This window comes from Candidatus Paraluminiphilus aquimaris, assembly GCF_026230195.1.
Taxonomy (GTDB): Bacteria; Pseudomonadota; Gammaproteobacteria; order Pseudomonadales; family Halieaceae; genus Luminiphilus; species Luminiphilus aquimaris.
Window position 1 is genome coordinate 1,402,843 of the sequence record NZ_CP036501.1, and the last position, 24,266, is coordinate 1,427,108.

The window sequence follows — 24,266 nt, forward strand, 5'->3', positions numbered from 1 at the left end:
CTCACAAAACTTGTTTCCCTGCCATGACTTCACTTGATTTTTCATCACTGCCTATCAGTCCCGAGCAACTCGAGGCGTTGGATGGGGCCGGTTTTACTAAGATGACGCCTGTGCAGGCCGAGAGTTTGCCGCTCATACTTGAGCGAAAAGACGTGATTATTCAAGCACAGACAGGCAGCGGAAAAACCGCGGCGTTTGGTATTGGTTTGTTGAACCATTTAAACCCCCGGTTTTTTGGCGTGCAGGCCTTGGTGATGTGTCCCACTCGTGAGCTTGCTGAGCAGGTCTCCCAGTCGATACGACAGTTGGCGAGTCGAATGTCGAACATCAAGACAGTGCTCTTGTGCGGCGGAAAACCGTTTGGCCCACAGCGAGATTCCTTGCGGCATGGTGCTCATATTGTTGTCGGTACTCCTGGGCGTATCGAAGATCATCTCCAACGCGGTAACTTGGAGCTGAAGGGGGTTAAGACCTTTGTGCTGGACGAGGCTGATCGTATGTTGGACATGGGATTTGCTCAGGTGATGGCTGATATCACAGCGCGCTTGCCAAAAAACCGACAGACGCTTTTGTTGTCGGCTACTTTTCCAGAAGACATCAAAAAAGTCAGTCGATCAATTCAACTAAACCCTCTGCAAATCCGTGTTGAGGAGCCGGCAAGACGTGAGAAACAGATTGTTGAGCAGCTTTTCTTTGAAGTTCAGAAGCATGAGCGTGACCGGTGTTTACTCGCGTTGTTTGAGCATTATCGTCCGCGAAATGCCATGGTTTTTTGTAACACCAAACAGCAGTGTGCCGAAGTTGCTCGCTTTCTAAGAACGCATGATATTGAGGCGGCCGCGATTCATGGTGACCTTGATCAGCGCGAGCGAGACCAGGTGCTACTGCAATTTGCCAACGATTCGTGCCCTGTTTTAGTGGCCAGCGACGTTGCCGCTCGTGGACTAGACATTCCTTTGCTAGAGATGGTTGTCAATTACGAGTTACCTCGAGACGCTGATACGTACGTACACCGAATTGGGCGTACGGGAAGGGCTGGCGAGTCTGGTCAGGCGTTTAGCTTGGTGACGCCTCCTGAGGCCCCGCGTATGAGGGTTGTAGAGGAGTACTTGAGCACTAATTGCATCTGCGATGTACTTTCCTCACTCGATCGAGATCCCAATTATCAATTGCAAGGCAGTAGGGTCACGCTCCAATTTGACGCTGGCAGAAAACAAAAAATTCGCCCGGGCGACCTACTGGGTGCCCTGACCGGCGACGCGGGTCTGTCGGGTGGTCAAATCGGCAAGATTACAATTGCCGAAACCAGCAGCTACGTTGCAATTGATCGCTTAGCGCTGCGTCAAGCGATGAATTACCTCGCAAACGGGAAAGTCAAAGGCCGAGCCATACGCGCAAGACGTTTGAAGGCTCAGCAGTAGCCGCGCGTGCAGGCACATATTTCAGCGGTGGACGTGCAGTTCCCGCCCTAAGTGTTTATCAAGGCTTACTCTGTACGGTGATCGTTGTGCTCAGGCGGGCTTGAGCCGAACCGTCTACGTTATGCGGTTTACCGAGCGTCGCCCCAATCCCAAAATGGTGAGTGATAGAGGTGGGACGAGGGGTTCCGGATAGACGGATTCCTTGGTCTTGTCGCCTGCAAAGCGATCGTTTCAGACAAAAAAAAAGAGTCAACACCTAAAGATGTCGACCCTTCTTATTTGATTTGGCTCCGGCTGCTGGGCTCGAACCAGCGACCCAATGATTAACAGTCATTTGCTCTACCAACTGAGCTAAGCCGGAATAGTCTCTTTCGAGGACGCGGACTATACACGTCCGGATTTTCTTGCGTCAAGAAGAACAGAGCGTACAAATCACACAGACAATTCCGTTAAGCTATGTGGCCGTCAAAACCGAGCATCATTGGATCGTGGCCAAACAATTTGATCTTCAATCTTCGTATCAACCGGCGGGTGATCAGCCCGGCGCGATAGACCAATTGATTAATGGCATTGGAGCGGGCCTCGCGTCACAGACACTGCTGGGTGTAACCGGTAGTGGTAAAACCTTCACAATGGCCAACGTGATTCACAAATTGCAGCGTCCAACGATTGTTATGGCGCACAATAAGACGCTGGCTGCGCAGTTATACGGCGAATTTAAAGAATTTTTCCCTAATAACGCGGTTGAGTATTTCGTGTCCTACTACGACTACTATCAGCCAGAAGCCTACGTGCCTTCCTCTGACACATTCATTGAGAAGGACGCGCAGGTAAACGACCATATCGAGCAGATGCGACTGTCGGCAACGAAAGCCTTGCTGGAGCGGCCCGACTGTCTCGTGGTTTCAACCGTTTCGTCAATTTATGGTCTTGGCGACCCGCAGTCTTATTTCAAGATGATTATGCATTTGTCGCGCGGTGAGATTATCAATCAGCGCGGTATCTTGCGGCAGCTTGCCGAATTGCAATACACCCGAAATGACTTGGACTTCAAGCGCGGTACTTACCGAGTGAGGGGTGACGTTATTGATATCTTCCCGGCAGACTCCGATGAGCTTGCTATTCGGATCGAGCTCTTTGATGAAGAGATAGAAAATATTTGCAGCTTCGACCCTCTCACGGGCGCAGTAGAGGAAAAACTTCCCAGAATCACGATTTTCCCTAAAACCCACTATGTTGCGTCAAGAGACACCATGTTAAGTGCTGTTGATCTGATCGAAGAAGAGCTTGAACTGCGCGTAAAGCAGTTTAAAGAGGCAGAGAAGCACCTAGAGGCACAACGTATTGCCCAGCGCACTCGATACGATATCGAGATGATACGAGAGTTGGGTTACTGCCAGGGTATCGAAAATTACTCTCGGTACTTATCAGGTAGGGCGCCGGGTGAGCCGCCACCGACGCTTTTTGAATATTTGCCCGATAACGCGCTAATGATTATCGATGAGTCGCACGTGACAGTGCCACAAATTGGCGCTATGTATCGCGGAGACCGCTCTCGAAAAGAGACGCTCGTGGAGTATGGGTTCCGGTTGCCTTCAGCGCTTGATAACCGGCCGATGAAATTTGAAGAGTGGGAGTCAATGGCCCCCCAGGCAATTTTTGTCTCTGCGACACCGGGCAAGTACGAAAACGAGAATGCGGGTGCTACGGTTGAGCAGGTGGTCAGACCAACAGGTCTTGTTGACCCTATTGTTGAAATAAGACCGGCCCGTACCCAGGTCGATGATCTTCTAGCTGAGATCAGAGAGACCACCGCCAAGGGCGACCGCGTGTTAGTGACAACACTGACGAAGCGTATGTCAGAAGACCTTACCGAGTACTTGAGCGAGCACGATGTACGCGTCCGTTACTTACACTCTGACATTGATACCGTTGAGCGAGTGGAGATCATCCGAGATCTTCGGCTCGGCCATTTCGATGTTCTTGTGGGCATTAACTTGCTTCGAGAGGGGCTCGATATGCCGGAGGTGTCACTGGTCACTATTTTGGATGCGGATAAGGAAGGGTTTTTGCGAAGTGACAGATCCCTGATTCAAACCATTGGTCGTGCAGCGCGAAACCTGAATGGCCGCGCGATTTTATACGCGGATAAAATGACGGGCTCGATGGAGCGTGCCATTAACGAGACCCAGAGGAGGCGTGACAAGCAACTCGAATTTAACGAGCAAAATGGCGTAGTGCCAAAGGGTATTGAGAAGTCTGTCCGCGATATTCTAGAGGGTGCGAGGCGGATGCCCACAAAAGCGCGAGGTGCGCGTGAGACAAAGATTGCAAATGACAGAGCAAGCTTTGCTCAGGAAATAATGAGCATGACGCCAGCGGCGTTGTCGCGTAAATTAAACGCGTTAGAAAATACTATGGCTGAGCATGCGAAGAACCTAGAGTTTGAAGAGGCGGCATCGGTGCGAGATCAGATCGCAGAGCTGAAACAAATCGCCTTCATCGGTGCTTAAAGGTCAAAATGAGTGTAACCGCAGGGAAGCCGGCAAACCGGTTGTTGAGAATGATGAAAAACCTCGTATTTCCGCTTTTGGTGTTGGGCTTGCTCAGTGCATGCGCTACCAGCACGGATAAGGAATATATTCGATGCCTGCAGGGGTTTAATGACCCCAGCACGGGTGCGGGAATTCCCGGTGGTAAGGCGGCTTCCGTAATCGGGGCCGGTACAGTGGGAGCGGCAGCGGCACTCGTATTGTGCGAAGAGCCCGAGATCACCGAATCTCCAGATATGTTAGACGTGAGTGTTGAGGGAAACCTTTCTCAGCCCTTAGAGGTGCGTGAGCCACTGCTCGTGTTCGAGGCGCCTGCCCCCGCAGCCCAGCCGGTGCTTTTTACATTCGACTCTCGGACGCTTCAGTTTGAACTCGACCGCGCCGAATTGATGCCTGGCTCTAAAGAGGCGTTAGTGGCCGTCGTCGACTATCTTCGTGAACTGCCGGAGGTCATCGTCACCATCGCAGGACATACTTGTTGGCTCGGGACTGAGGCACATAATCAAAAACTCGCTGAGCAACGCGCAAAGGCGGTAGCGAACTTTATTGTGAGTCAGGGTATCGGGCCCGATCGTCTGGTGGTAGAAGCGTTTGGCGAAGCTCAGCCGGTGGCTACCAATCAGACCGAAGAGGGGCGCAAACGTAACCGACGCGTTGAGGTCGTAAAGCGTTAGCCCTGACAGGAGTTAGCATGGAAAATAGTGACCAGTCAGGCGTCCAAAAAGACGCCCCCCGCGGGTTCCTCTCCGCCTTGCTCGCATTTATTAGCGATATTTTCAAAGACGTAGCGTCCAGTATGTTGGTCGTTGTGTTGACGTTTTGTTTTGCTACGGTGGTTACCGCAGGGATGCTCTGGTATTACCAATGGCCCCTGTTTTTATCGCCTGTCGGCGGGTTTATTGTTCTGGGTGTCATACTGCTACTTTGGAATGACAGCTAGGGCACCCAAGCGACTTGTTCATGAGCCTGCGATTTAAGCGTCGGGTATATGAATCAACAGGGCGATGGCCCCGTTCAAAAAACCTGATCCGTACATCGTCAGGTCGTAGAGCGCATTGAGCTCGCCGGCGGGGTACGCGGCGAACGGCATGCCAATAAGTGAGATCACGATGCTAGGGAGGAAAACCCAGCGGGCTTTGGTGCTACCCACAAGTATGAGGAGCAAGCTGACGAGGTAACCTAGCGAGCCGATCGCGGTGAGGGTATTCCCCCAGTTCGCTGGCTGTTCTGGGATCGGCGTCACCATCGCAGCTGCTGCAAGTATTGCCAGCGATGCGACGACGAGAACACGAAGTGGCGTCAGGTGATTCATCATGTTTGACCCATTTTTTATTGTTTGAAAACCATACTCCTTTTCTTTACTTCGATACACTGGGAACGTGTCACACGTGAGCCGCTTTAAGACTCTGGGTTCCGGCTTGTTTGAGTTGCGATGTATAGAGCCGCTAGTTGAATTTTCCGCTGTGAAGCTTTTCGTGCCCTGACGTGTCGTCTATCCGCCGTGGCACAACGCTCCGGTGCGATTTACGCAACGTCTCTACTCAGAACAGGCTCTTTGAAATCTCGGTATAGATTTTGGGAATGGCCCTCTGTCACTGTATTCGCTTTATGGATTTTAGAAATTGGGCTCAACTTGGGCTCATCCTTATTGCGGGCGTCCAAATCCTCTATAATCCGGCGCGAAAGATCGGGGATCCGTAGCCGCGATCTATTACCACGTGGTGACATAGCCACCTCAAACACAGTGACATGATCATGTTCGAATTGTTCGATGCCTTGCTGCTTGCACGCATTCAATTTGCGTTTACCGTTGCATTTCACATCATATTTCCGGCGTTTTCGATTGGGCTAGCAAGCTACCTCTTTGTTCTTGAAGGGCTTTGGCTCTGGACGGGCCGAGATGTTTACTTACGGCTTTTTAAGTATTGGTTGAAGGTATTCGCTATCGCATTCGGTATGGGGGTCGTGTCGGGCCTAGTGATGTCCTATCAGTTTGGAACAAACTGGAGTGTTTTCTCCGATCTTGCCGGTCCGGTCATCGGGCCGCTCATGGCTTACGAAGTGATGTCCGCCTTTTTCCTGGAGGCCGGTTTCCTTGGCATTATGCTTTTCGGCATGAACCGGGTAGGCAAAGGGTTGCACTTTGCGGCGACTGGAATGGTGGCTTTCGGAACCGTACTGTCGGCCACCTGGATCCTAGCCGTTAACAGCTGGATGCATACGCCAGCGGGCTACGAGATAAATGAGGTAGGGCAGTTTATTCCGGTTGATTGGCTCGCTGTTATCTTTAATCCTAGTTTCCCCTATCGACTCGTCCACATGACGCTCGCCGCTTACCTAACAACGGCCTTCGTTGTTGGCGCGACGGGAGCCTGGCACTTATCGCGCGGAAGTCAGACCAAAGATGCGAAAAAGATGCTGAGTATGGCAATGTGGATGGCCACTTTCGTGGCGCCCCTGCAAATATTAGCGGGCGATTTTCACGGTCTAAATACGCTAGAGCATCAGCCCATGAAAGTGGCTGCGATGGAAGGGCATTGGGAGCGCCAGAAGGGGGCGCCCTTTATCATCATTGGTTTTCCTGATGAAGAGACCGAATCAAACGGGTTCGAGCTTGAAATCCCCTACGCGTCAGCGCTGATCCTCACCCACGACTTGAACGGTGAGACCCCGGGACTTAAAGACGTGCCTCCCGAGGAGAGGCCACCTGTTGCAACCGTCTTTTGGTCGTTCAGGGTAATGATTGGGATTGGTACCCTCATGATGCTGATTGGCCTTGTGTCACTCTGGTTACGCGTCAAAGGTAAGCTGTACACAAGCCGACCCTTCCTGCAGTGGGCAACGTTTATGGGGCCTTCAGGGTTCATTGCCGTCGTTGCAGGTTGGATCGTGACTGAGGTCGGGCGTCAGCCTTACACGGTCTATGGCGTGCTCACGACAGCTCAATCTGCTTCCCCGATCGAGGCACCTGCCGTTGCGGGATCTCTCTTAGCGTTCATCGTCGTATACTTCCTCCTCTTCGGAGCGGGTGTTATGTACATTTTGAGAATTCTCGCAACCTCACCTAACAAAGATGAACTGCCCATGGGGCAGCCTACTCGCGCCGCCGGGACAACACCGGTCGCTTCAATGCTGAACGTGGGAGAGGTGGCACCACAAAATGGGTGAGGCAATTGATCTACCGCTGATTTGGGCCGCCATACTCAGTCTTGCTGTCTTCATCTACGTGGTATTGGACGGCTTTGACTTGGGTATCGGTATTTTATTCCCGTATCTACAGAGCGATACCCAGCGCGATGTAGCGATGAATACTGTTGCACCCGTTTGGGATGGGAATGAGACTTGGTTGATTTTGGGTGGTGGCGGCCTTTTCGCCGCATTTCCATTGGCCTATGCCATTGTCATGCCCGCCTTGTACGCACCGTTCATCCTCATGATGCTTGCGCTTGTGTTTCGCGGTGTATCGTTTGAATATCGCTGGCGAGACCCCGATCATCGTAAGTGGTGGGACTTAAGTTTCCACTGGGGATCGGTGGTGGCGACGTTTATGCAAGGCATTGTCCTTGGTGCTTTTGTTCAGGGCATTGAGGTTGACGGTCGTGCTTACGGCGGTGGCTGGTGGGATTGGCTGACGCCCTTCACCATTATGTGTGGGTTTGCTCTGCTTGCGAGCTACTCCTTACTGGGCTCAGCCTGGTTGGTGATGAAAACGTCTGACGATATACGGGACATTGCGTACAAATACAGTTTCCGAATGGCGCTCGTTACTTTGGGCTTTGCCGCGGTGGTAAGTGTGTGGGTGCCGTTTCAGTCGCCGCTTGTCTGGGATCGCTGGTTCACCACGCCCAATTTCTGGTACGTCGCGCCGATTCCTGCGCTGACGCTATGGACGGCTGGCATTATCTTTAGCGCCATCCGCAGACGCCGAGACTACATGCTGTATCCTGCCGTTATCGTACTGAACACACTCGGTTTTGTTGGGCTCGGCGTAGGCTTGGCCCCCTATATCGTGCCGCATGCGGTTACGATCCACGAGGCGGCGGGACCCGACGTAAGCCTAGGGTTTATGCTGGTTGGCGCGGGCTTGTTACTCCCCGTCATCTTGTTGTACACCGGGTACTCTTACTACATTTTTCGCGGCAAGGTGACGGCAGAAAATGGCTACCACTGAGTCGAAACCCAGTTGGCTTAACCGCATTCTATGGTTTGTCGGAATCTGGGCTGCAAGCGTCGTATCGATGAGTGTTATCGCCTTCTTGCTGCGATCAATTTTATTGCCGTAATGCGCCGTCGATGACTTGGAGGCGTTGTTCTTCGAAAAAGCCAGCTAAAACAAGGCGTCAGCCTTGTTATCCCAGCCGCTTCACTATAAAATCGCCGCCCTATTTTGGGTGGTGCGTGCGGCTATAACTGGTTTCTCTAGTCGCGGCACCAAAACCTGTGTTTGGAGAGATTCAGTATCAAGAACGACAGCAAGAGCAAAAAAGCTCTGACGAATGAGCAGATCGAAGCGCCAAATGTGCGTTTGATTGATGCCGATGGCAGTCAGGTCGGGATCGTGACCAACGCGGAAGCGATGGGCAAGGCAGAGGCCGCGGGAATGGACTTAGTCATGATGGCAGACGGTGAAACGCCTGTTTGCAAAATCATGGACTACGGAAAGCACATTTTCGAGTCTAAGAAGCAGAAAGCGGCTCAGAAAAAGAAAGCTAAGCGGACACAGATTAAAGAGATGAAATTTCGCCCTGGTACAGACGAGGGTGATTATCAGGTCAAGCTTCGCAGTTTGACCCGATTCTTGGAAAACGGTGATAAAGCCAAAGTGACGCTGCGTTATCGCGGTCGTGAAATGGCTCACCAGGAACTCGGCATGGAAATTCTCAAACGCGTTGAGAGTGACCTGAGCGAGTTGGGAGCAGTCGAGCAGTTTCCAAAAATGGAAGGTCGTCAGTTGACGATGGTGATTGCACCCAAGAAACGAGGGTAGTGGCCCGTGAATGCCCTATACCTCGGTTGATGAAACGCTTGAGCAGTCCGCTGCGAGAGCCCTAGTAGGAGTATCTAAGATGCCTAAAGCAAAAATTCACAGTGGTGCCGCTAAGCGGTTTAAGAAGACGGCCAGTGGTTATAAGCGCAAAAGTGCTTATAAGAGCCACATCCTGACGAAAATGACGACGAAGCGTAAGCGTCAGCTTCGAGGCACATCCATGATTCACAAGTCCGACGTGGTACTCGTGGATCGTATGTTGCGCGCCAAGTAATCGTTAACCAGTTAGGAGATAAGACATGCCTCGTGTAAAGCGTGGTGTCACGGCTCACCGTCGACACAAGAAGATTTTAAAGCAAGCGAAAGGTTACTACGGCGCACGTTCACGTGTATTCCGCGTAGCAAAGCAAGCAGTCACTAAAGCAGGCCAGTATGCCTATCGCGACCGTCGTCAGCGCAAGCGTCAGTTCCGTGCACTTTGGATTACGCGTATTAATGCGCAATCCCGTGCTAACGGCATGACCTACAGCCGACTCATAAACGGCCTCAAGCGTGCTGAAATTGCTCTCGATCGCCGCGTATTGGCTGACCTGGCTGTCCATGACAAGCCGGCGTTTGCAGCGGTGGTAGAACGAGCAAAGTCTGCCCTCGCGGCTTAAACGCACTTCGGACTACCAACCCAAAACAGGTAGAGCGAACAGTGTAAAGGAGGCTACGGCCTCCTTTTTTGAATGAGTGGAGCTAGCGCAACATGCAGTCACTGGAAGATATCAAGGCGGAGGCGGCAGCGGCGATCGATGCGGCTGCTGATATCGCATCCCTCGAGGAGCTGCGTGTCAGTTACCTGGGCAAAAAGGGGGCGCTTACCGGCTTGCTTAAGGGCTTAGGTCAGCTCTCCGCAGAAGAACGACCCAAGGCGGGTGCGGAGATTAATGCCGTCAAGCAAGTCTTGAACGAGCAGTTAAATTCGCGCAGATATGCCCTGCAGAGTGAGGCTTTATCGGCGCAACTCGCGACCGAGGCCATCGACGTGACCCTCCCGGGTCGTCGCGCAGAGGCGGGAGCCTTGCACCCAATTACCCGCACTATTCAGCGCATGGAAACGTTTTTCGCATCCATGGGCTTTGACGTTGTTGAAGGTCCAGAAATTGAGGATGACTATCACAACTTCGAAGCGCTCAACATTCCTGCGCACCATCCAGCGCGTGCAATGCACGATACGTTTTACGTCGATGACACCCACGTGCTGAGAACTCATACCTCGGGCGTGCAGGTGCGCACAATGGAGACGCAGTCACCACCGATTCGCGTGATTTGTCCGGGCCGCGTTTATCGCTGTGATTCAGACTTAACCCACTCGCCGATGTTCCATCAGGTCGAGGGGTTATTAATCGACGAGACATCTAATTTTGGCCATCTCAAAGGACTGCTTGAAGATTTTCTACAGGCCTTTTTCGAGCGAGATGATCTGTCGGTCAGACTACGTCCCTCATATTTCCCATTCACCGAGCCTTCTGCAGAGGTCGATATTCAGTGCGTGAAATGCTCGGGCGAGGGCTGTCGTGTTTGCTCGCACACAGGATGGATTGAAGTACTCGGTTGCGGCATGGTCAACCCAAAAGTCCTCGAAATGAGTGGCATAGACCCCGACAAGTATCGCGGCTTTGCGTTTGGTATGGGCGTCGAGCGACTCTCCATGCTGCGCTACGGGATTGGCGATTTACGCCTGAATTTTGACAATGATTTGCGCTTTTTAGCGCAATTTATGTGAGTTAGCACCATGATTATTTCGGAGCAGTGGCTGCGTACTTGGGTGGACGTCTCGGTAACGACACAAGAACTGAGTCATAAGTTAACAATGATCGGCCTTGAGGTGGACAGCATCAACGCCGCTGCCGAGCCTTTCTCTGGTGTAGTCGTCGCTGAAATTATCAGTGCAGAGCAGCACCCGGATGCTGATAAGTTGCGGGTTTGCAAGGTTAACGTCGGTGATGAAATTGTACAGATCGTGTGTGGTGCGCCCAATGCTCGTGCAGGACTTGTAGCGCCGCTGGCGCGAGTCGGCGCCGTTTTGCCTGGCGGTTTCAAGATCAAAAAAGCGAAGCTACGTGGTGTTGAATCGCAGGGTATGCTGTGTGCAGGTGCTGAACTGACGATATCTGAAGATAACGACGGTTTAATGGAGCTGCCTTCTGACGCGCCCATAGGTACTAATATCCGAGATTATCTCGGTCTAGACGATCAGGTTATCGAGCTGGGTTTGACACCTAATCGCGCCGACTGTCTAAGCATGCGGGGTGTCGCCCGCGACGTTGCTGTCGCACTCGATGAGGCGCTTCTTGAGCCAACAATTCCTAATGTCTCACCCGTCGTTGATGATGAGTTTCCTGTGGTCATCGAAGCGACAGCTCAATGTCCTCGCTATTTGGGACGGGTTATCAAAAATGTTGATCTGTCGCGCCCAACGCCTGATTACATGCGTGAGCGCCTGCAGCGAGCGGGGCTCAGATCTATTGATGCAGCCGTGGACGTTACCAACTACGTGTTGCTCGAGCTTGGCCAGCCACTTCACGCGTTTGATCTTGATCAGTTAAGTGGCGGTATTGTCGTCAGGGAGTGTCTAGAGGGCGAGGTACTCACATTACTCGATGGTGTGGAGCAGAAACTGCAAAAGGGTACCCTCGTGATTGCAGATCACGACAAACCACTCGCGATGGCCGGAATTATGGGTGGCGAGGCGAGTGGCGTCAGCGACGAGACCCACAACCTATTTTTGGAGAGTGCTTTTTTCACGCCCGAATTGATGGCGGGAAGAGCCCGTTCTTACGGTTTACATACGGACGCATCACACCGATATGAGCGTGGGGTGGATTTTCAACTGCAGCGTCAAGCGATGGAGCGTGCTACAGCGCTGTTCCTCGACGCGGTGGGTGGGGAAGCAGGTCCAATTACTGAGGTCTGCTCAGAAGACACGCTCCCAGTTAACGAGGCGGTACTCTTGCGCGAGACCCAAATTGAAAAGGTGCTGGGTGTTTCGATTGGGCGCATTGATGTCGAGCGTATTCTTCGAGGGCTCGGATTTTGGGTTGTATCACATGAGCTGGGTTGGTTGTGTACGGCACCAAGCTGGCGTTTTGACATGGGACTCGAGGTCGATCTCATTGAAGAGCTCGCCCGCATCATTGGCTACGACGCAGTACCCTCACAGCCTATTACAGCCAACCTAATTTCAACGCCAGTGCCCGAGCATATAAGGGTGCTCCGCGAAGTGAAAAACGAGCTGGTAGCGCGAGGTTACTACGAGGCGGTGACTTTTAGTTTTGTCTCGCCTGAAATTCAAGCTCTCTTCGATCCGGAGCTCTCCCCAGTCCCATTGCGCAATCCCATCTCAACGGATCTCGCCGTGATGCGCACCAGCTTGATACCAGGCTTGGTGAAAGCCATTGCGCACAATACAAGTCGTCAACAGAACCGCGTTCGCCTGTTTGAAACCGGTCTCAAATTCCTTCCTACGGAGCAGACCGAGCAAGTTCCTATGGTGGCGCTCGCCATGTCGGGGCTTAGGGATGTTGAAGGTTGGTCGAGCGAGAAAGCAGCCGCTGACTTTTATGACTTGAAAGGTACCGTTGAAGCGTTACTCGCAAGTCTTGGCGATCGTATTACTTTCGAGGCGCGCGTCTATCCAGGGCTTCATGATGGGCAGAGCGCAGCTATATTGCTTGACGGTCGTGAAGTAGGGCGCATGGGAGCCGTTCACCCTACGATTCGTAAAGCACTGGGTGTGCCTGTTAACACCGTTGTTGCAGAGCTCGAGCAAGTCGTTGCGACTGAAGTGGCGATGCCGGCTTATCAGGATATCTCCAAGTACCCCGAGACTCGTCGTGATCTTGCGCTTGTGGCCGATCATGCCGTTTCTTCTGGTGAGGTCATGAAGCTGGTGCACGAGGCCGCGGGCCCACTTATGAAAAAGCTGGATTTATTCGATGTCTATGAAGGTGCAGGATTAGCGGATGGCAAGAAAAGTCTTGCTATAGGTTTGACATTCCAAGACCAAAGTCGCACCCTCGACGAGTCAGAGGTGGCGAGTGCTGTTGATCACGTGCTTGCTAAGCTGAAGTCTCAACTGGATATCGAACTGCGAAGCTAAGAGTAATATGTCCGCGTTAACCAAATCAGAGATGGCCGATAAGCTTTTTGAGGAACTTGGTTTCAATAAGCGCGAGGCTAAGGAACTGGTTGAGCAGTTCTTTGAGGAAATTCGGATCTGCCTCGAGAACAATGAGCAAGTGAAGCTCTCGGGCTTTGGTAACTTTGACCTCCGCGACAAGGGCACTCGACCGGGTCGTAACCCAAAGACGGGTGAAGAAGTGCCGATCTCGGCGAGACGCGTGGTCACCTTCAAGCCAGGTCAAAAGTTGCGGGCACGAGTAGAGAAGATCCAAGGCGATGCTTGAGCCAAGTCATAACAACGAACTGCCCCCCATTCCAGGTAAGCGCTATTTCACGATCGGTGAGGTAAGCACGCTGTGTGCTGTTAAGCCCCATGTACTGCGCTACTGGGAAGCCGAATTTCCTCAGTTAAAACCCGTGAAACGCCGCGGTAATCGTCGTTATTATCGGCGAGGCGACGTTGAACTGGTGCGCGCAATCCGAGGCCTGCTGTACGAGGAAGGCTACACGATTGGTGGTGCACGTCAGCGATTGACGAGTGAAGATGGTCCCAGCCCTGTTGAACTTATGACAACCGTTCGAGATTCTTTACGCGATTTGGAGTTGGCAAGGGGACTGTTGGCTCGAGATCCGGACTAGCCGGCGCCTCCTAAAAATAAGTCATTTCTTTCATGTCATAGCTCGGGTATCGGGGTTTTTCCGATGCCCCGCGCTTGTCTGAAAGCGCACGATCGCCCTATCGCTTAAGAGGCGTTCCCATGGGTTAATTGCGATTCCCTATCGTTGTGAATACCCGTATAATCCGCGATCTTCGGGGCGTAGCGCAGTCTGGTAGCGCACCACACTGGGGGTGTGGTGGTCGCAGGTTCAAATCCTGCCGTCCCGACCATTTTTTTAGCTTACCTAAGCCATTTTTAGCGATTTCCCTCTACAAGCTAGTCGCTGTTTGGTAGTGCGCTACATTCCTAAATTTTCTTGATTTTCCAAGGCTTTCTCGTAATTCTGTTACCCAAAAGTTACCCAGCGACTTTTGCAAATGAAACAGATAAAGCTCACCAAGGCTAATCTAGAGAAGTTAGTGGCCAATCCACCGTCTCAACGTGATGAGTATCGAACAGATATCGGTGGGTGCTATTTACGTGTCGGTCCTTCTTCAATGTCCATTTCAGTATTGAGAAGAGACTCTAAGAAAAAGCAGGTGAGGGTAAGCATTCCAATAGACACCTTGGACTTACCGAATTTGCCTGCGCTGAAGAGACTAATCAGACAAGCTAAAGAGTCTGACAGTCATTCGATGAAGCGAGAGAAGCTCTTAAAAACCTCTCTTCGCAGTGCTGGAGAGTACGTCATTGAGGCCAAGCAGTTAGCAAGTGGAACAGAGGCAAACTACCTCAGGTGTTTAAATCAGCTAGTTGCCTTTACCGACGATAAGGTGCCAGAGAAAGGAGTGGATATTAAGTAAGAATAGATAAGTTTTAATAGAGAAGAGTCGCCAGCAAGCTAGCGACCCGCTGTGAGAGTATGTTGGTGTAGAGTGCGTACCGATGAATAAACTTTCAGTGCTTTTTGGTTCGTTGGCAGTTCTATTTTTGGGATTGTCGGTGTTCGCACCACCTTCTTGGTATGAGTGGATACCTACGAGAGGGGGAGACCCAGTGGTCTGGTTCCCCTCGTTATGTGCAACCTTCACCCTTATATGGTTGGCACAAATACCCCTAATCAACAAATACCTAATGAGAAAAGGTATTTTGGTTGATCCATCAAAGAAGGATTAGTCCTCACTCTTATCCTTCTTCCACATCGGATGAGATGCGAGACGCATTATTGCAATGAGGAATACTAGATTTGCGAGACCACCCATCCATCCATCACCTGTTTTGTATTCACCAAAATGCAAACCAATGATGACAAGAAAGGAAAACCAGAACTCGTGTTTGACGATGAAATCCCAAAGTGTCTTCATGGTGACTCTCAACAATTAAACCCGCCTCGATTGAACATTGAAGCTAAGTGGTGCCAAACAATCAAATTCCAGCATCGAAATTGACACAGTTGGGTATCACTTCAGATGGAGCCGCGTGACTTCGTGGATTGAGGTTTCTACACTGCTTTTAGAGCCATCATGGAGAAATTTGTTATGAACAAAGCTTTTGGGGCCAGTGTGTTTTTGATGCTGGTGTCAGCAATTGCGTTATCTGAAATCGACGATTATTTCGGTTCTTGGGCGTTTTACGCGCTCGGAACAATAATGGTGACAGTTGCATACCTTCGAAAAGGGGATGCTATCTACTTCTGGGCAGGCATCTTTATTATGGGAGTGACTTTTGGCGCCGCAAACATAACGAGCGAAATATACCGTGAGACGAGCGACATGTATCAAGAAGCCGCTGGGTCGACTGAGTCAGATTACTAACAGAGATTGACCTAAATTGCTGGATACGCTTAACGATTTTTTGAGGGTATTTATTCGCTTCGAAAGCTTTTTATTTCGTCTTTCATATTTAAGTTTGACAGCACTAGCATTATTGGTGGTTGACATTCATCAAGCTGACTCGATTGAGCTGTTTTGGGAAATCAAAAGGGCTGAGTCAGAGGCGCCTTTCTTCGGCTTGATTACATTACCTTTTTGGCTTGACGTGCTTGCTTGGTCAATCACTATCCCTTCTTTTATGGTTTTAATTGCCTATTTTTGTGACATGCGGGGGAAGGGTATCTTCAAATATACGCCACTGCGGTTTGTCATCGTCTTTCTTCTGTATCTTATTTTCTTCACCTTCATTTTTTCTTTCCGAACAGCATCGAACCCCATCATCATGGAGTACGTTGGCCTATGGGTGATTGTGAACCTTCTTACTTTTCTTACGTTCAATCCCAGCTACGGCTATTCATCATAGCTGTCCCAAGAGGCGATAGGGTGCTGGTGGCTAGCTTGGCCCTGTCAGCTGAATAACCACTGGCGGTAAGTCCACCAACTCTGTTTCTTCTTTAGCCGCTGGCTTTCCATACGCTCGGTCGAGTAGGGCGTTAGCGGCTGAGACTCTAGCGGCATCTGTACGACCATTTCTGGGCTCACAACTTAGTCTTTACTCTTCTTCCACATTGGGTGCATTGCTAGACGAATTCCTGCAATCAAAAACATTACCAGTGCGAGATTACCCATCCTCATCTCACCTGTTTGGTCTTCAGCAAGATACAAACCAATGATGACGAGACAAGAAAACCAGAACTCGTGTTTGGCTAGGAAATCCCAAACTTTCTTCATAGTGACTCTCAACAACTGACCTCGCCTCGATTGAACATTGACGCTAGGTGGTGCCAACGAGTCAAATTACAGCATCGAAATTGACACAAAGGGGTATCACTTCAGATGGAGCTGCGTGACTTCGTAAGTTCCGCCTTCTAGACTGATTCAAACTTTGATGCTTGAACGGTATGCCATGAAAAGATTAGCAATCTGTTTTCTCTTTATCGCTTCACCTCTTTTCGCTGACGAAGGGTTGTCGCCACAGCAGGTCGTCGAAAACTACTTCGAGTTTTTCAACAATGAAGACAGAGCGTCACTTAACTCGTCTTCAGGAGAACCCTTTGTATTCATCATTGGGGGAAAGCCTACTGCTTATCCAAAATATGGTGATGCTGTCGACTTCGATGGGATGAAGGCGTCGGGATGGTCTTACTCTCGAATCCATAAGAATGAGCTCGTTTATCAAGACGATATATCCGCAATGGTCGATATCAACTTCTCGCGATACAACGACGATGACGAAGTGATTTCCACCACAGATGTCGTTTATTTGCTCGTCATGCGAGATGGCGTGTGGAAGGTTAAAGGTGGTTTCGTAAACGGGAGCCTAACGCTTGGTAGAGATTGACTCGAAACCATGTCTTCAGACCTCCATGTGAGGGTTAGATTATGAATGACGAGTTCTTGGGTAGATTAATACGGTTTAAAAGCTTTGGATTTTGGTGAGGGGGTGAATTAAGTGGTTACAAGAGAAATGAATTTGGTCTACGGGTACCTAAATCTTTTTGCTGCTGCATTCGGCGGTTATGGCTGGTACTCAGGCGATTTTGGTCAAGTTAGTGATGCAAGACTTTTATTTTTTGTGGCAGTACTTGGCTCAATAGTGTTTTTTTGGAAGGCGAGAAAGCGTAGTAGCGAATGAGAGATGCATTGTGCGTGGGGAGTCTCTATGAAGGTCTTTTTGTACATGCACCTCCTGACAATTATTACTACTGTGTCTGAGTTGTCACCTATCACTCTGCGCTCCCTAAAAAAGCTTTACATCAATATCTCGCCCCCATTAGCGTAAATAAGCAACGCTATCGCCATTTCTAGGAGAGAAGTTATGTTTATTAGCCGTCACATGGTTATCAATGTTTACAAGGGGCTCGCCACTCTAGTTTTGGGAGTGACGATCTCAACTGCAAGTGCCAGTAATGAGGATTTGGTTTGGGAAATCATTGACGCGTCGGGAATGGTTGAAAGCATGGAAATTGCGCAGACTGAAGGCTTGAAAGCCGCCATTGCTCCCATAGCACAGCAGCTAGAACCTCTTGGTGAATGTGGTGACCCAGTGCTGAAGGCTCTGGAATCTGATGTGGCTTCTCTAATGACAGCGTTTACTGACAAAACCCTTTTGGAAGCAACCGCGAAGATTTATGCAGAGAAATTCTCTGAGGACGAGTTGAGAGCAATGCTGGACTTCTATAAGAGTCCGATTGGTAAAAAATTGAAAGCAATGGCGCCAGACTTGGCGCTTGCGGGTGTCGAAGCGGGACAGAAAGCGATGATGGATGTCATGCCGACGTTCCAATCTAAAATTCAAGCAACAATGGTCAGGGTCGGTGCGGAAGCGCAGCAGTGTATGGCTGCCAAAGGTTGAGGCTACCTCCTCACTTTGAATAAAGAGATCTCCGCTATCGAATATCTGAAAAAGGGGGACATATCAGCATCCTTTGAACAAAGGTCAGCTTGAGTCGGAGTTGAGACTGTCGTGACCTCTGAAGCTGCTCCTAAAAATATTTTCTTTTTGATCACCTTAATTGTGATCATTACCTCTGCGGTTTATGGACTCGCCGTGATGCCTACGCCGTATAAGGGGTACTCATTGTGGAGGGCGTCATGAAATACATATCGGCATTGGTCTTCTTTACAATCTGTAGCTCATCCCTCTCGTTTACAGCTCAAGCCAGCGACTCTAAAGACGCGTTGAACCGCGGATTTCAAAAGCTTTATTTGCAGGAGCTTAATCGGTATATCGCGTGTCGCGAGGAGAGTGCTGAGCGTTGCCAGTTTAGTGAGGTAGAGTTTTATCTAGAACTCATGGGTCTCAAGAAGGTTAGGAAAACTGCGCCTGTTAAGTATCCAAAGTCGGCTCAACTCAGAGGGTACGCGGCTGTTGTTGATAGTTTAATTTCGATTAATGAAGACGGATCTGTCGAGAGCGTAGAGGTTTTGTATTGCAGTTCAGGGAAGGGAGATCCACGCCTGCAGTTCAATTGGTCGGAGGGTGGTCAGTACTGTAGTAATTTTGCGAAAGCCAGCGTCAAGGCACTTGCCGAGTGGAAATTTAAGCCACTGCCTGAGCGTCTACAAAGCATTCCTCGGAAGTTTCAACACAGAGTCGTCTTCTCCCTCCCAAACCAGAGTAGTCAGGATATCAATATCCAGATTACTGAACTCAAAAAGTCGCAGGTGCGGAAAATCCAAAAGTTGACTGCGGCAAAAGAGTGGTCGGAGCTTGAGGCTTACGCACTAAAAAATATCGATAAAAATCCAGTATTTCGGTACTACGCCGCGGACTCAGCGTGGATGATGGGTAATCAGGCGCTGGCAATAGAGCGTTTTACCGAGTTTCTTGAAAACGGTGGCAACAGTTATTGGCACTTCGGTATCAAGGCGGCCGCGATAGTCATCCCCCATTACTACGAGTTAGGAAACGATAAGAAAGTGGTGGAGTTGGCAAGACCGTCGCTGTTAGGGCCATATCTCAGAGAGGGCAATGTCGTCAGCAAGAGTGCCGTTGCTCAGGCCATTATCTTCTATGCCACATCGCTGATGTTCCAAGATAAGCCAGAGATATCCTACGCATTAACTCGTTTTAAAAGCTTGAAGAAATATGGCAGACGCTACGGCGGAATTACTAGCGATCAGATGCGCATGATTAACGAACAAATCGCCAATTTAGAGGCGCAGGTGATCAAAATCGGTCAGAGCGATAGCGGGGCGAAGTGATGCTTACCCACGAGTCCAGAAGACACTTTTAGAATTCCTATAAGAGGTTTAGGTTATGAACGACGAGTTCTTGGGTAGATTCATACGTTTTGAAAGTTATCGATTCCGAATCGGATATTGGGTGAGTCTCGTTGTTGGCTTTTTCTTTTGCGTGGTTGAGCAGAAGGGATCGATTCATATCGTTCGTGCGCAAGCCTTAGAAGCCGCTAAATCTCCCCTTTTTGGTTTGGTCGACGCACCCTTCGTGGTTGATGTGTTCGCTATTCTCGTAGTTATTGCACTGCTGATAGCTTTCTTTGCCTACATAACGAATCCAACGTTGGGTACAGGGTTAATTGCCTACACGCCCAGAAGATTTCTGATTTGTATGATGCTCTTCATGTCGGTCAGCCTTGGCCTGATGTTCTACAGAGGCATTGTCGATATGACGGAGTTTACCCCTTATTTTTCGGCTTTTGGAATCTCATCTTTTGCAGTACTTTTTCTGGTATTTGTCGAGCCTCGTTCTGTCGGCAGAATGATTGGAAATTCGTTTGTGCGGAATCGAAATGGCTGACAGAAATCGCAATCCCTTGGTTTGGATTTTGTTACGCATACTTTTTTTGAGAGGCGGGTTCTGGGTGGGAGACTTAACGCGGCTATTTTTTCTTTTGCCTATTTGCCATTCTCGAATTTTTTGCTCCGCCACCATTGGATTTTTGGTTTCAGGGCGATTACCAATTTAAAAATGGCAGAGGGGAGGTTTTTTTCTTTGAGCATCTGTATGGGTTTCTCTGCCTGTTGAGTTTGAGTGAGGTGCTTAAAGAATTCCCTAGGTGGCGAGCGCGACGCAAGAAAAAATGCTAGCGGCTCTTCATTTTGTAAGCTGAATAACCACTGGTGGTAAATCCACTATCTCTTGTTCTTCTTTAACCGCAGACTTGCCGTAGGCTCGGTCTAGTAGGGCGTTAGCGGCAGAGACTCTAGCGGCATCTGTACGACCGTTTCTGGCAGCCTCCACGAGTGTTTGGAGTGCTTCCTCGGTGTGTGCCTTGGCAAGCTCTGAGAGGCGTTGAGATTGCTCAGGAGAGGATTTATTGGTGGAGCCTGATGGACGCCCTGCTCCTTTTCGAAAGCCGCCACGAGCCATTTACAAGCCTCAGAAATCAAACCAAAATCAAAGCTAACTATAGCTCGATGTAGGCGCTTAATTCCCGAAAAATGTTACCCAATTGTTACCCAGCCACCTTCGGGGCATAGCGCAGTCTGGTAGCGCACCACACTGGGGGTGTGGTGGTCGCAGGTTCAAATCCTGCTGTCCCGACCATTTTTTTCCTTTGCCTAAGTCAATATAAGTGCTTATCTACGCCTTTGTTAGGTGATCGCGTCGGTTGCTCGTTTCTCTTTGGCCATCTTGGCCTGTCCCCGAATTTTTCTCCGCCTAATTGCGCCGGCTTCCGTCTCCTCAGCGTTAGGGTCTTAGTCCCTCAACTGATTTCTCATCACTCAAACTGAAGCATGCATTTTGCTCTGTAAGCTCTTCATAGTTTCGCGTCAAACGTAAGTCACCGCACTCAAAATCCCGGCTCTGTTGGTCTTGAAATCATCCGCAGAACAGCGAGGTAACGATGTTGATTTGATGATCCCTAAGCAAGCGGCCTTCCATAGGCTCGTTCGAGTAGGGTATTCGCCCCAGAGACTCTAACAGCCTGCTCGTTGTGGTTTATCACATGCGGTCAGAACTGTGCGACTTGCTGCATGATGCGGGCTATACGGCTCGCCCAAGCGTGTTGCCACTCGGGTCGCCATTCGGCGCCTAAGTCTTTTTCGAACACGTCACGCATACTTTGGAACAAGCTTTCGTACATGGCTGTGGTCGTAGAGTAGGCCTTGATGTGGTTTTCTAACTCCCACGCCAGATAGCCGCCTGGATCCAAGTGTTCATCTGATAGAAAGAGTTCGAGGACCGATGCAAACATACGTCCCCGCATGTACTCATCCGAGTACTCCATTAGCGCTGCAGCCTCAAGATTAAGCTCGAAAAAGCGCATGTAGACTCTAGGCGCTATATCACCATGGCGCTCGGCATAAAGCTCGAGCGAGTCTGAAATAAGTTCAATCTCTTTCGCGGTATCGGTTACCAAGGGCTAGTACCGAGGTGCTCTCGCTGGTGCGCTTTTAGGGGCTTGTTGGCACATAATGTCTTTTCATGCTCACCCTCGTGAGGCCAAAGCAGTCGTATCGGCTACAAAGCACCATGATACGCGCTGGCTAACTCAGTTTTGTGATGACATCACCGAATAGTTCTTCGTCATTTGGCAGTGTCTTCGCTTGCGCGAGCGGCTTGGAGACCCAGGTGATGTTCACCAAATGCTTCCAGTTAATGTTTTCATTGGTGGAATTACCGCCCCAGCTACCGCAACCGAGAGAGAAGGTTTGGCGCATGCCATTCCACAGATTGCCACTGTTCGACGCTGCCTGAGGCTGATTGACCATGACGCGCGAGGTTTTGGTGCCACTCGCGAGGGTGATGATGTTGTCATCGCTGTTGGAGTAGATGCCACAGGAGTGGCCCATGCCCTGGTATTCCTGGATGGCGTTGGTGAGCGCAACGGCTTCGTGAATATCGGCGACTTTATAAAATGCCATAACGGCAGAGAGCTTTTCGCCCGAGAAGGGGTGGTCCGGACCAACACCCTCGTATGGCACGATAATAAATTTTCGGTCTTCCGGAATGGAGAACCCAGACATCTCAGCGAGTACCTGCGGCTGCTTGACGACTGCCGCGGTGTTGAGCGCGCCATTGTGCCAAAGGACCGTTGCAATCTTCTCGGCCTCTTCTGGTGAGGCAACATAACCGCCTTCGGCGATCAGATTTCCAAGAAGTGCGTCATAGACGCTCTCAAGAACAATGACTGAGTTGTCTGATGAGCAAGATGCAGCGAGATCGAGTGTTTTGGAGATGCGAATCTTTTCAGCAGTATCAATGAGGTCGGCGGTGTCGTCGACCGTAATAACGGCATTGCCGGCTCCAACGCCCAGCGCGGGTGTACCGCTTGAGTAAGCTGCAGTGACCATTCCAGGTCCACCCGTGGCAAGAATAAGGTCACACTGACGCATCAATTCCTCAGTTTTCCCGATCGACGGTTGCGCCATAGTTTGGACGAGGTCCGCTGGCGCACCCATTTTTACAAGGGCATCGCGCATCTTGTTAACGATGGTCATATTGATGAACTTTGCACGGGGGTGTGGGGCGATGACGATGGCGTTGCGACCTTTCACAGCATTAATGCTCTTTATGACGGGTGTCGCTTCAGGGTTCGTGGAGGGTGATAGCGCGCCGATAACACCAACCGGCTTACAAATCTTGATGATATTGCGCTCGACGTCTTCCTCGATAACGCCAACCGACTTATCGGGAAGGATATCCATCAGTGATGCACGGGTTTTCACCGAAATTTTCGCAAATTTACCGTTGTAGTCGCCGAGTTGTGTCTCATCGAGTGTTTGCTGCGCAAGCTCCTCGGCTACGCCTGGTTGTGCACACGACCAAACCATGGCTTTTAGAAGCTGGTCGACCTGGTCTTGTGTGTAATCAGCAATGGCTGCTTGAGCGGTTCGTGCACGACTAATAAGCGCTTCGACCTCTGCTACTTCCTCGGGCAGCGCCACTGTTGCGGGTGTAGCCATGAAAATCCCCTTATCGTTTTTATGACCAGATTATAGGTGCATGCTGAACATTACGCGACACGAATCATGCGCTTCCCGCGATTTTCGCCGGCCAACAGGCCGATCAATCCGGCCGGCGCATTTTCGAGCCCTTCGATGATGTCCTCGAAGAGCATGAGACCACCTTGGTGCTCCCACATTGAGAGGTCATGTAGGGCGTCTGCGTCGAGGTGCGCATAGTCGCTAACAATAAAGCCCTCCATTCGGAGCCGTTTGGTTACGAGCAGACCGGGCACGCCAAAAGGCCCCGGCTTAGGCTTTGTGTCATACATCGAGACGGCGCCACAGCAGGCTATACGGCCCTTTAAATTCATAGCAAACAAAGCGGTTTGAAGAATATCTCCGCCTGTATTGTCAAAGTAAACATCAATGCCATTGGGTGCTGCAGCTTGGAGTTGGTCACGCAATTGCCGGTCTTCACTTTTGTAGTTTATGCAGACGTCAAACCCCAGCTCGCGCTCGACCCACCGACATTTAGCGTCATCGCCTGCGACACCAATAATACGCGCACCTTTTATGCGCCCAATCTGGCCGACAATCGATCCAACCGAGCCTGCCGCAGCGGAGACGAGTAAGGTCTCGCCCGCGTGAATCCCAGCCACATTGATTAAACCGTGATAAGCCGTTAATCCCGCGACGCCAAGGAGTGATAATCCGTGGCTTATTGGGCCTTTGTGATTTGGCGCTGCGGTCACCTGTCCGCCGTCGATCACGGCGTATTCTTGCCAGCCGATATCCGCCATCACCAGATCACCGGGTTTCCACGCGGCATCTTTGGACTCAATGACTTCTCCAATCCCATAGCTTGCCATGACATCACCGCCGACAAGCGCACTGCGATAGGTAGCACCCTGCATCCAAGCTCGATTCGCGGCGTCTTGAGACAGCAAAAGAGTTTTTATGCAGACCTGACCCACTTCAAGATCCGGTACCGGGACTTGATCGCTGTCAAAGCAATCGAGACTCAGTTTATCGGTCGGTAATTGGCTAAGAAGAATTCGTTTATTTGTTAGCATAGCCACCTCAGATTCGGTCACTGATGAGGGGACCGATTTAAAGCCACAAAAATTTGAGTGTACCTTCACGCGTAGACTTATTCGCGCAAACGCGATCCAAAGTCGTTAATTTAGCGGAAATACGAATTGCCTTGCGCGCTCTTGGGTTTACTCGCAGGTCGACCCACACCCACT

Annotated in this window: 29 protein-coding genes and 3 tRNA genes; 23 read left to right on the forward strand and 9 right to left on the reverse strand. The window is 50.5% G+C overall.

Annotation, left to right across the window (positions count from 1 at the left end; all coding sequences use genetic code 11):
• Positions 1 to 23 precede the first annotated feature (23 nt).
• Positions 24 to 1,421: an ATP-dependent RNA helicase DbpA gene (gene dbpA, locus E0F26_RS06460; RefSeq protein ID WP_279240850.1), complete on the forward strand. Its 1,398-nt coding sequence runs from the start codon at positions 24 to 26 to the stop codon at positions 1,419 to 1,421.
• Between the two features lie 285 nt (positions 1,422 to 1,706).
• Here the strand turns inward: dbpA and E0F26_RS06465 are convergent.
• A tRNA-Asn gene (locus E0F26_RS06465) sits at positions 1,707 to 1,782 on the reverse strand.
• Positions 1,783 to 1,909: 127 nt separating this feature from the next.
• Here E0F26_RS06465 and uvrB point away from each other — a divergent pair.
• From uvrB to E0F26_RS06480, 3 genes are read left to right on the forward strand one after another with little or no spacing between them, the layout of a single operon-like run.
• The gene (gene uvrB / locus E0F26_RS06470; protein ID WP_279243203.1) at positions 1,910 to 3,934 is read left to right on the forward strand and encodes an excinuclease ABC subunit UvrB; all 2,025 of its coding nucleotides are present in this window, start codon (positions 1,910 to 1,912) and stop codon (positions 3,932 to 3,934) included.
• Positions 3,935 to 3,942: 8 nt separating this feature from the next.
• A complete protein-coding gene (locus tag E0F26_RS06475) occupies positions 3,943 to 4,647 on the forward strand; it encodes an OmpA family protein (RefSeq protein WP_279240851.1) in 705 nt (234 codons plus the stop codon).
• A gap of 17 nt (positions 4,648 to 4,664) precedes the next feature.
• Positions 4,665 to 4,913, forward strand: a complete 249-nt coding sequence (locus E0F26_RS06480; protein WP_279240852.1) for a hypothetical protein — start codon at positions 4,665 to 4,667, stop codon at positions 4,911 to 4,913.
• 33 nt (positions 4,914 to 4,946) lie between these two features.
• Here E0F26_RS06480 and E0F26_RS06485 read toward each other — a convergent pair whose 3' ends face one another.
• The gene (locus tag E0F26_RS06485; RefSeq protein WP_279240853.1) at positions 4,947 to 5,288 is read right to left on the reverse strand and encodes a hypothetical protein; all 342 of its coding nucleotides are present in this window, start codon (positions 5,286 to 5,288) and stop codon (positions 4,947 to 4,949) included.
• A gap of 440 nt (positions 5,289 to 5,728) precedes the next feature.
• Between E0F26_RS06485 and E0F26_RS06490 the strand changes: the two genes are divergently transcribed.
• The 12 genes from E0F26_RS06490 to E0F26_RS06540 all read left to right on the forward strand — a co-directional run bounded on the left by E0F26_RS06490 (position 5,729) and on the right by E0F26_RS06540 (position 14,592).
• A complete protein-coding gene (locus tag E0F26_RS06490; RefSeq protein ID WP_279240854.1) occupies positions 5,729 to 7,141 on the forward strand; it encodes a cytochrome ubiquinol oxidase subunit I in 1,413 nt (470 codons plus the stop codon).
• Entirely contained in the window at positions 7,134 to 8,144 is a 1,011-nt protein-coding gene (cydB, locus tag E0F26_RS06495) for a cytochrome d ubiquinol oxidase subunit II (protein ID WP_279240855.1), read from the forward strand. The genes E0F26_RS06490 and cydB overlap by 8 nt, the downstream gene beginning before the upstream one ends.
• Positions 8,131 to 8,256 carry a DUF2474 family protein gene (locus E0F26_RS12515; RefSeq protein ID WP_420887683.1) on the forward strand — a complete coding sequence of 42 codons (126 nt, stop codon included), beginning with the start codon at positions 8,131 to 8,133 and terminating at the stop codon, positions 8,254 to 8,256. Before cydB ends, E0F26_RS12515 begins: the two co-directional genes overlap by 14 nt.
• A gap of 161 nt (positions 8,257 to 8,417) precedes the next feature.
• Positions 8,418 to 8,960: a translation initiation factor IF-3 gene (gene infC / locus E0F26_RS06500; protein WP_478210046.1), complete on the forward strand. Its 543-nt coding sequence runs from the start codon at positions 8,418 to 8,420 to the stop codon at positions 8,958 to 8,960.
• Between the two features lie 79 nt (positions 8,961 to 9,039).
• Positions 9,040 to 9,234 carry a 50S ribosomal protein L35 gene (rpmI, locus tag E0F26_RS06505; RefSeq protein WP_040801095.1) on the forward strand — a complete coding sequence of 65 codons (195 nt, stop codon included), beginning with the start codon at positions 9,040 to 9,042 and terminating at the stop codon, positions 9,232 to 9,234.
• A 25-nt stretch (positions 9,235 to 9,259) separates the two neighbouring features.
• Positions 9,260 to 9,619: a 50S ribosomal protein L20 gene (gene rplT / locus E0F26_RS06510; RefSeq protein ID WP_279240856.1), complete on the forward strand. Its 360-nt coding sequence runs from the start codon at positions 9,260 to 9,262 to the stop codon at positions 9,617 to 9,619.
• Positions 9,620 to 9,711: 92 nt separating this feature from the next.
• Positions 9,712 to 10,731 (forward strand): phenylalanine--tRNA ligase subunit alpha, encoded by a 1,020-nt coding sequence (gene pheS, locus E0F26_RS06515; protein ID WP_279240857.1) that lies wholly within the window; start codon positions 9,712 to 9,714, stop codon positions 10,729 to 10,731.
• A gap of 9 nt (positions 10,732 to 10,740) precedes the next feature.
• Entirely contained in the window at positions 10,741 to 13,107 is a 2,367-nt protein-coding gene (gene pheT / locus E0F26_RS06520; RefSeq protein WP_279240858.1) for a phenylalanine--tRNA ligase subunit beta, read from the forward strand.
• Positions 13,108 to 13,114: 7 nt separating this feature from the next.
• Positions 13,115 to 13,414, forward strand: coding sequence for an integration host factor subunit alpha (gene ihfA / locus E0F26_RS06525; protein ID WP_279240859.1), 300 nt, complete (start codon positions 13,115 to 13,117; stop codon positions 13,412 to 13,414).
• Positions 13,407 to 13,769: a MerR family transcriptional regulator gene (locus E0F26_RS06530; protein ID WP_279240860.1), complete on the forward strand. Its 363-nt coding sequence runs from the start codon at positions 13,407 to 13,409 to the stop codon at positions 13,767 to 13,769. The genes ihfA and E0F26_RS06530 overlap by 8 nt, the downstream gene beginning before the upstream one ends.
• A gap of 173 nt (positions 13,770 to 13,942) precedes the next feature.
• Positions 13,943 to 14,019: transfer RNA gene (locus E0F26_RS06535), tRNA-Pro, on the forward strand.
• A 147-nt stretch (positions 14,020 to 14,166) separates the two neighbouring features.
• A complete protein-coding gene (locus E0F26_RS06540; RefSeq protein ID WP_279240861.1) occupies positions 14,167 to 14,592 on the forward strand; it encodes a hypothetical protein in 426 nt (141 codons plus the stop codon).
• Between the two features lie 309 nt (positions 14,593 to 14,901).
• Here the strand turns inward: E0F26_RS06540 and E0F26_RS06545 are convergent, their stop codons facing one another.
• The gene (locus E0F26_RS06545; RefSeq protein ID WP_279240862.1) at positions 14,902 to 15,093 is read right to left on the reverse strand and encodes a hypothetical protein; all 192 of its coding nucleotides are present in this window, start codon (positions 15,091 to 15,093) and stop codon (positions 14,902 to 14,904) included.
• A 174-nt stretch (positions 15,094 to 15,267) separates the two neighbouring features.
• Here E0F26_RS06545 and E0F26_RS06550 point away from each other — a divergent pair, with 174 nt between their 5' ends.
• Together E0F26_RS06550 and E0F26_RS06555 are read left to right on the forward strand one after the other, a co-directional pair.
• Positions 15,268 to 15,543, forward strand: coding sequence for a hypothetical protein (locus tag E0F26_RS06550; protein WP_279240863.1), 276 nt, complete (start codon positions 15,268 to 15,270; stop codon positions 15,541 to 15,543).
• Positions 15,544 to 15,658: 115 nt separating this feature from the next.
• Positions 15,659 to 16,024, forward strand: a complete 366-nt coding sequence (locus E0F26_RS06555; protein WP_279240864.1) for a hypothetical protein — start codon at positions 15,659 to 15,661, stop codon at positions 16,022 to 16,024.
• 44 nt (positions 16,025 to 16,068) lie between these two features.
• Here the strand turns inward: E0F26_RS06555 and E0F26_RS06560 are convergent, their stop codons facing one another.
• Together E0F26_RS06560 and E0F26_RS06565 are read right to left on the reverse strand one after the other, a co-directional pair.
• Positions 16,069 to 16,203 carry a hypothetical protein gene (locus E0F26_RS06560; RefSeq protein WP_279240865.1) on the reverse strand — a complete coding sequence of 45 codons (135 nt, stop codon included), beginning with the start codon at positions 16,201 to 16,203 and terminating at the stop codon, positions 16,069 to 16,071.
• A gap of 3 nt (positions 16,204 to 16,206) precedes the next feature.
• Positions 16,207 to 16,392 carry a hypothetical protein gene (locus tag E0F26_RS06565; protein WP_279240866.1) on the reverse strand — a complete coding sequence of 62 codons (186 nt, stop codon included), beginning with the start codon at positions 16,390 to 16,392 and terminating at the stop codon, positions 16,207 to 16,209.
• Between the two features lie 175 nt (positions 16,393 to 16,567).
• On the opposite strand from E0F26_RS06565, the gene E0F26_RS06570 reads away from it, so the two are divergent.
• The 4 genes from E0F26_RS06570 (at position 16,568) to E0F26_RS06585 (ending at position 19,924) form a co-directional block, all read left to right on the forward strand.
• Positions 16,568 to 17,002, forward strand: coding sequence for a hypothetical protein (locus E0F26_RS06570; RefSeq protein WP_279240867.1), 435 nt, complete (start codon positions 16,568 to 16,570; stop codon positions 17,000 to 17,002).
• 477 nt (positions 17,003 to 17,479) lie between these two features.
• Entirely contained in the window at positions 17,480 to 18,016 is a 537-nt protein-coding gene (locus E0F26_RS06575) for a DUF2059 domain-containing protein (RefSeq protein ID WP_279240868.1), read from the forward strand.
• A gap of 239 nt (positions 18,017 to 18,255) precedes the next feature.
• A complete protein-coding gene (locus tag E0F26_RS06580) occupies positions 18,256 to 19,368 on the forward strand; it encodes an energy transducer TonB (RefSeq protein WP_279240869.1) in 1,113 nt (370 codons plus the stop codon).
• A 55-nt stretch (positions 19,369 to 19,423) separates the two neighbouring features.
• Positions 19,424 to 19,924, forward strand: coding sequence for a hypothetical protein (locus E0F26_RS06585; protein WP_279240870.1), 501 nt, complete (start codon positions 19,424 to 19,426; stop codon positions 19,922 to 19,924).
• A 297-nt stretch (positions 19,925 to 20,221) separates the two neighbouring features.
• On the opposite strand, the gene E0F26_RS06590 is transcribed toward E0F26_RS06585, so the two are convergent.
• Positions 20,222 to 20,497, reverse strand: a complete 276-nt coding sequence (locus tag E0F26_RS06590; protein ID WP_279240871.1) for a hypothetical protein — start codon at positions 20,495 to 20,497, stop codon at positions 20,222 to 20,224.
• Between the two features lie 100 nt (positions 20,498 to 20,597).
• Between E0F26_RS06590 and E0F26_RS06595 the strand changes: the two genes are divergently transcribed.
• Positions 20,598 to 20,674: transfer RNA gene (locus E0F26_RS06595), tRNA-Pro, on the forward strand.
• Between the two features lie 409 nt (positions 20,675 to 21,083).
• Here the strand turns inward: E0F26_RS06595 and E0F26_RS06600 are convergent.
• The 3 genes from E0F26_RS06600 to E0F26_RS06610 form a co-directional block, all read right to left on the reverse strand.
• Positions 21,084 to 21,491, reverse strand: coding sequence for a globin (locus tag E0F26_RS06600; protein ID WP_279240872.1), 408 nt, complete (start codon positions 21,489 to 21,491; stop codon positions 21,084 to 21,086).
• A 127-nt stretch (positions 21,492 to 21,618) separates the two neighbouring features.
• Positions 21,619 to 23,037: an aldehyde dehydrogenase family protein gene (locus tag E0F26_RS06605; RefSeq protein ID WP_279240873.1), complete on the reverse strand. Its 1,419-nt coding sequence runs from the start codon at positions 23,035 to 23,037 to the stop codon at positions 21,619 to 21,621.
• Between the two features lie 50 nt (positions 23,038 to 23,087).
• The gene (locus E0F26_RS06610) at positions 23,088 to 24,092 is read right to left on the reverse strand and encodes an NADP-dependent oxidoreductase (protein WP_279240874.1); all 1,005 of its coding nucleotides are present in this window, start codon (positions 24,090 to 24,092) and stop codon (positions 23,088 to 23,090) included.
• Positions 24,093 to 24,266: the final 174 nt, after the last annotated feature.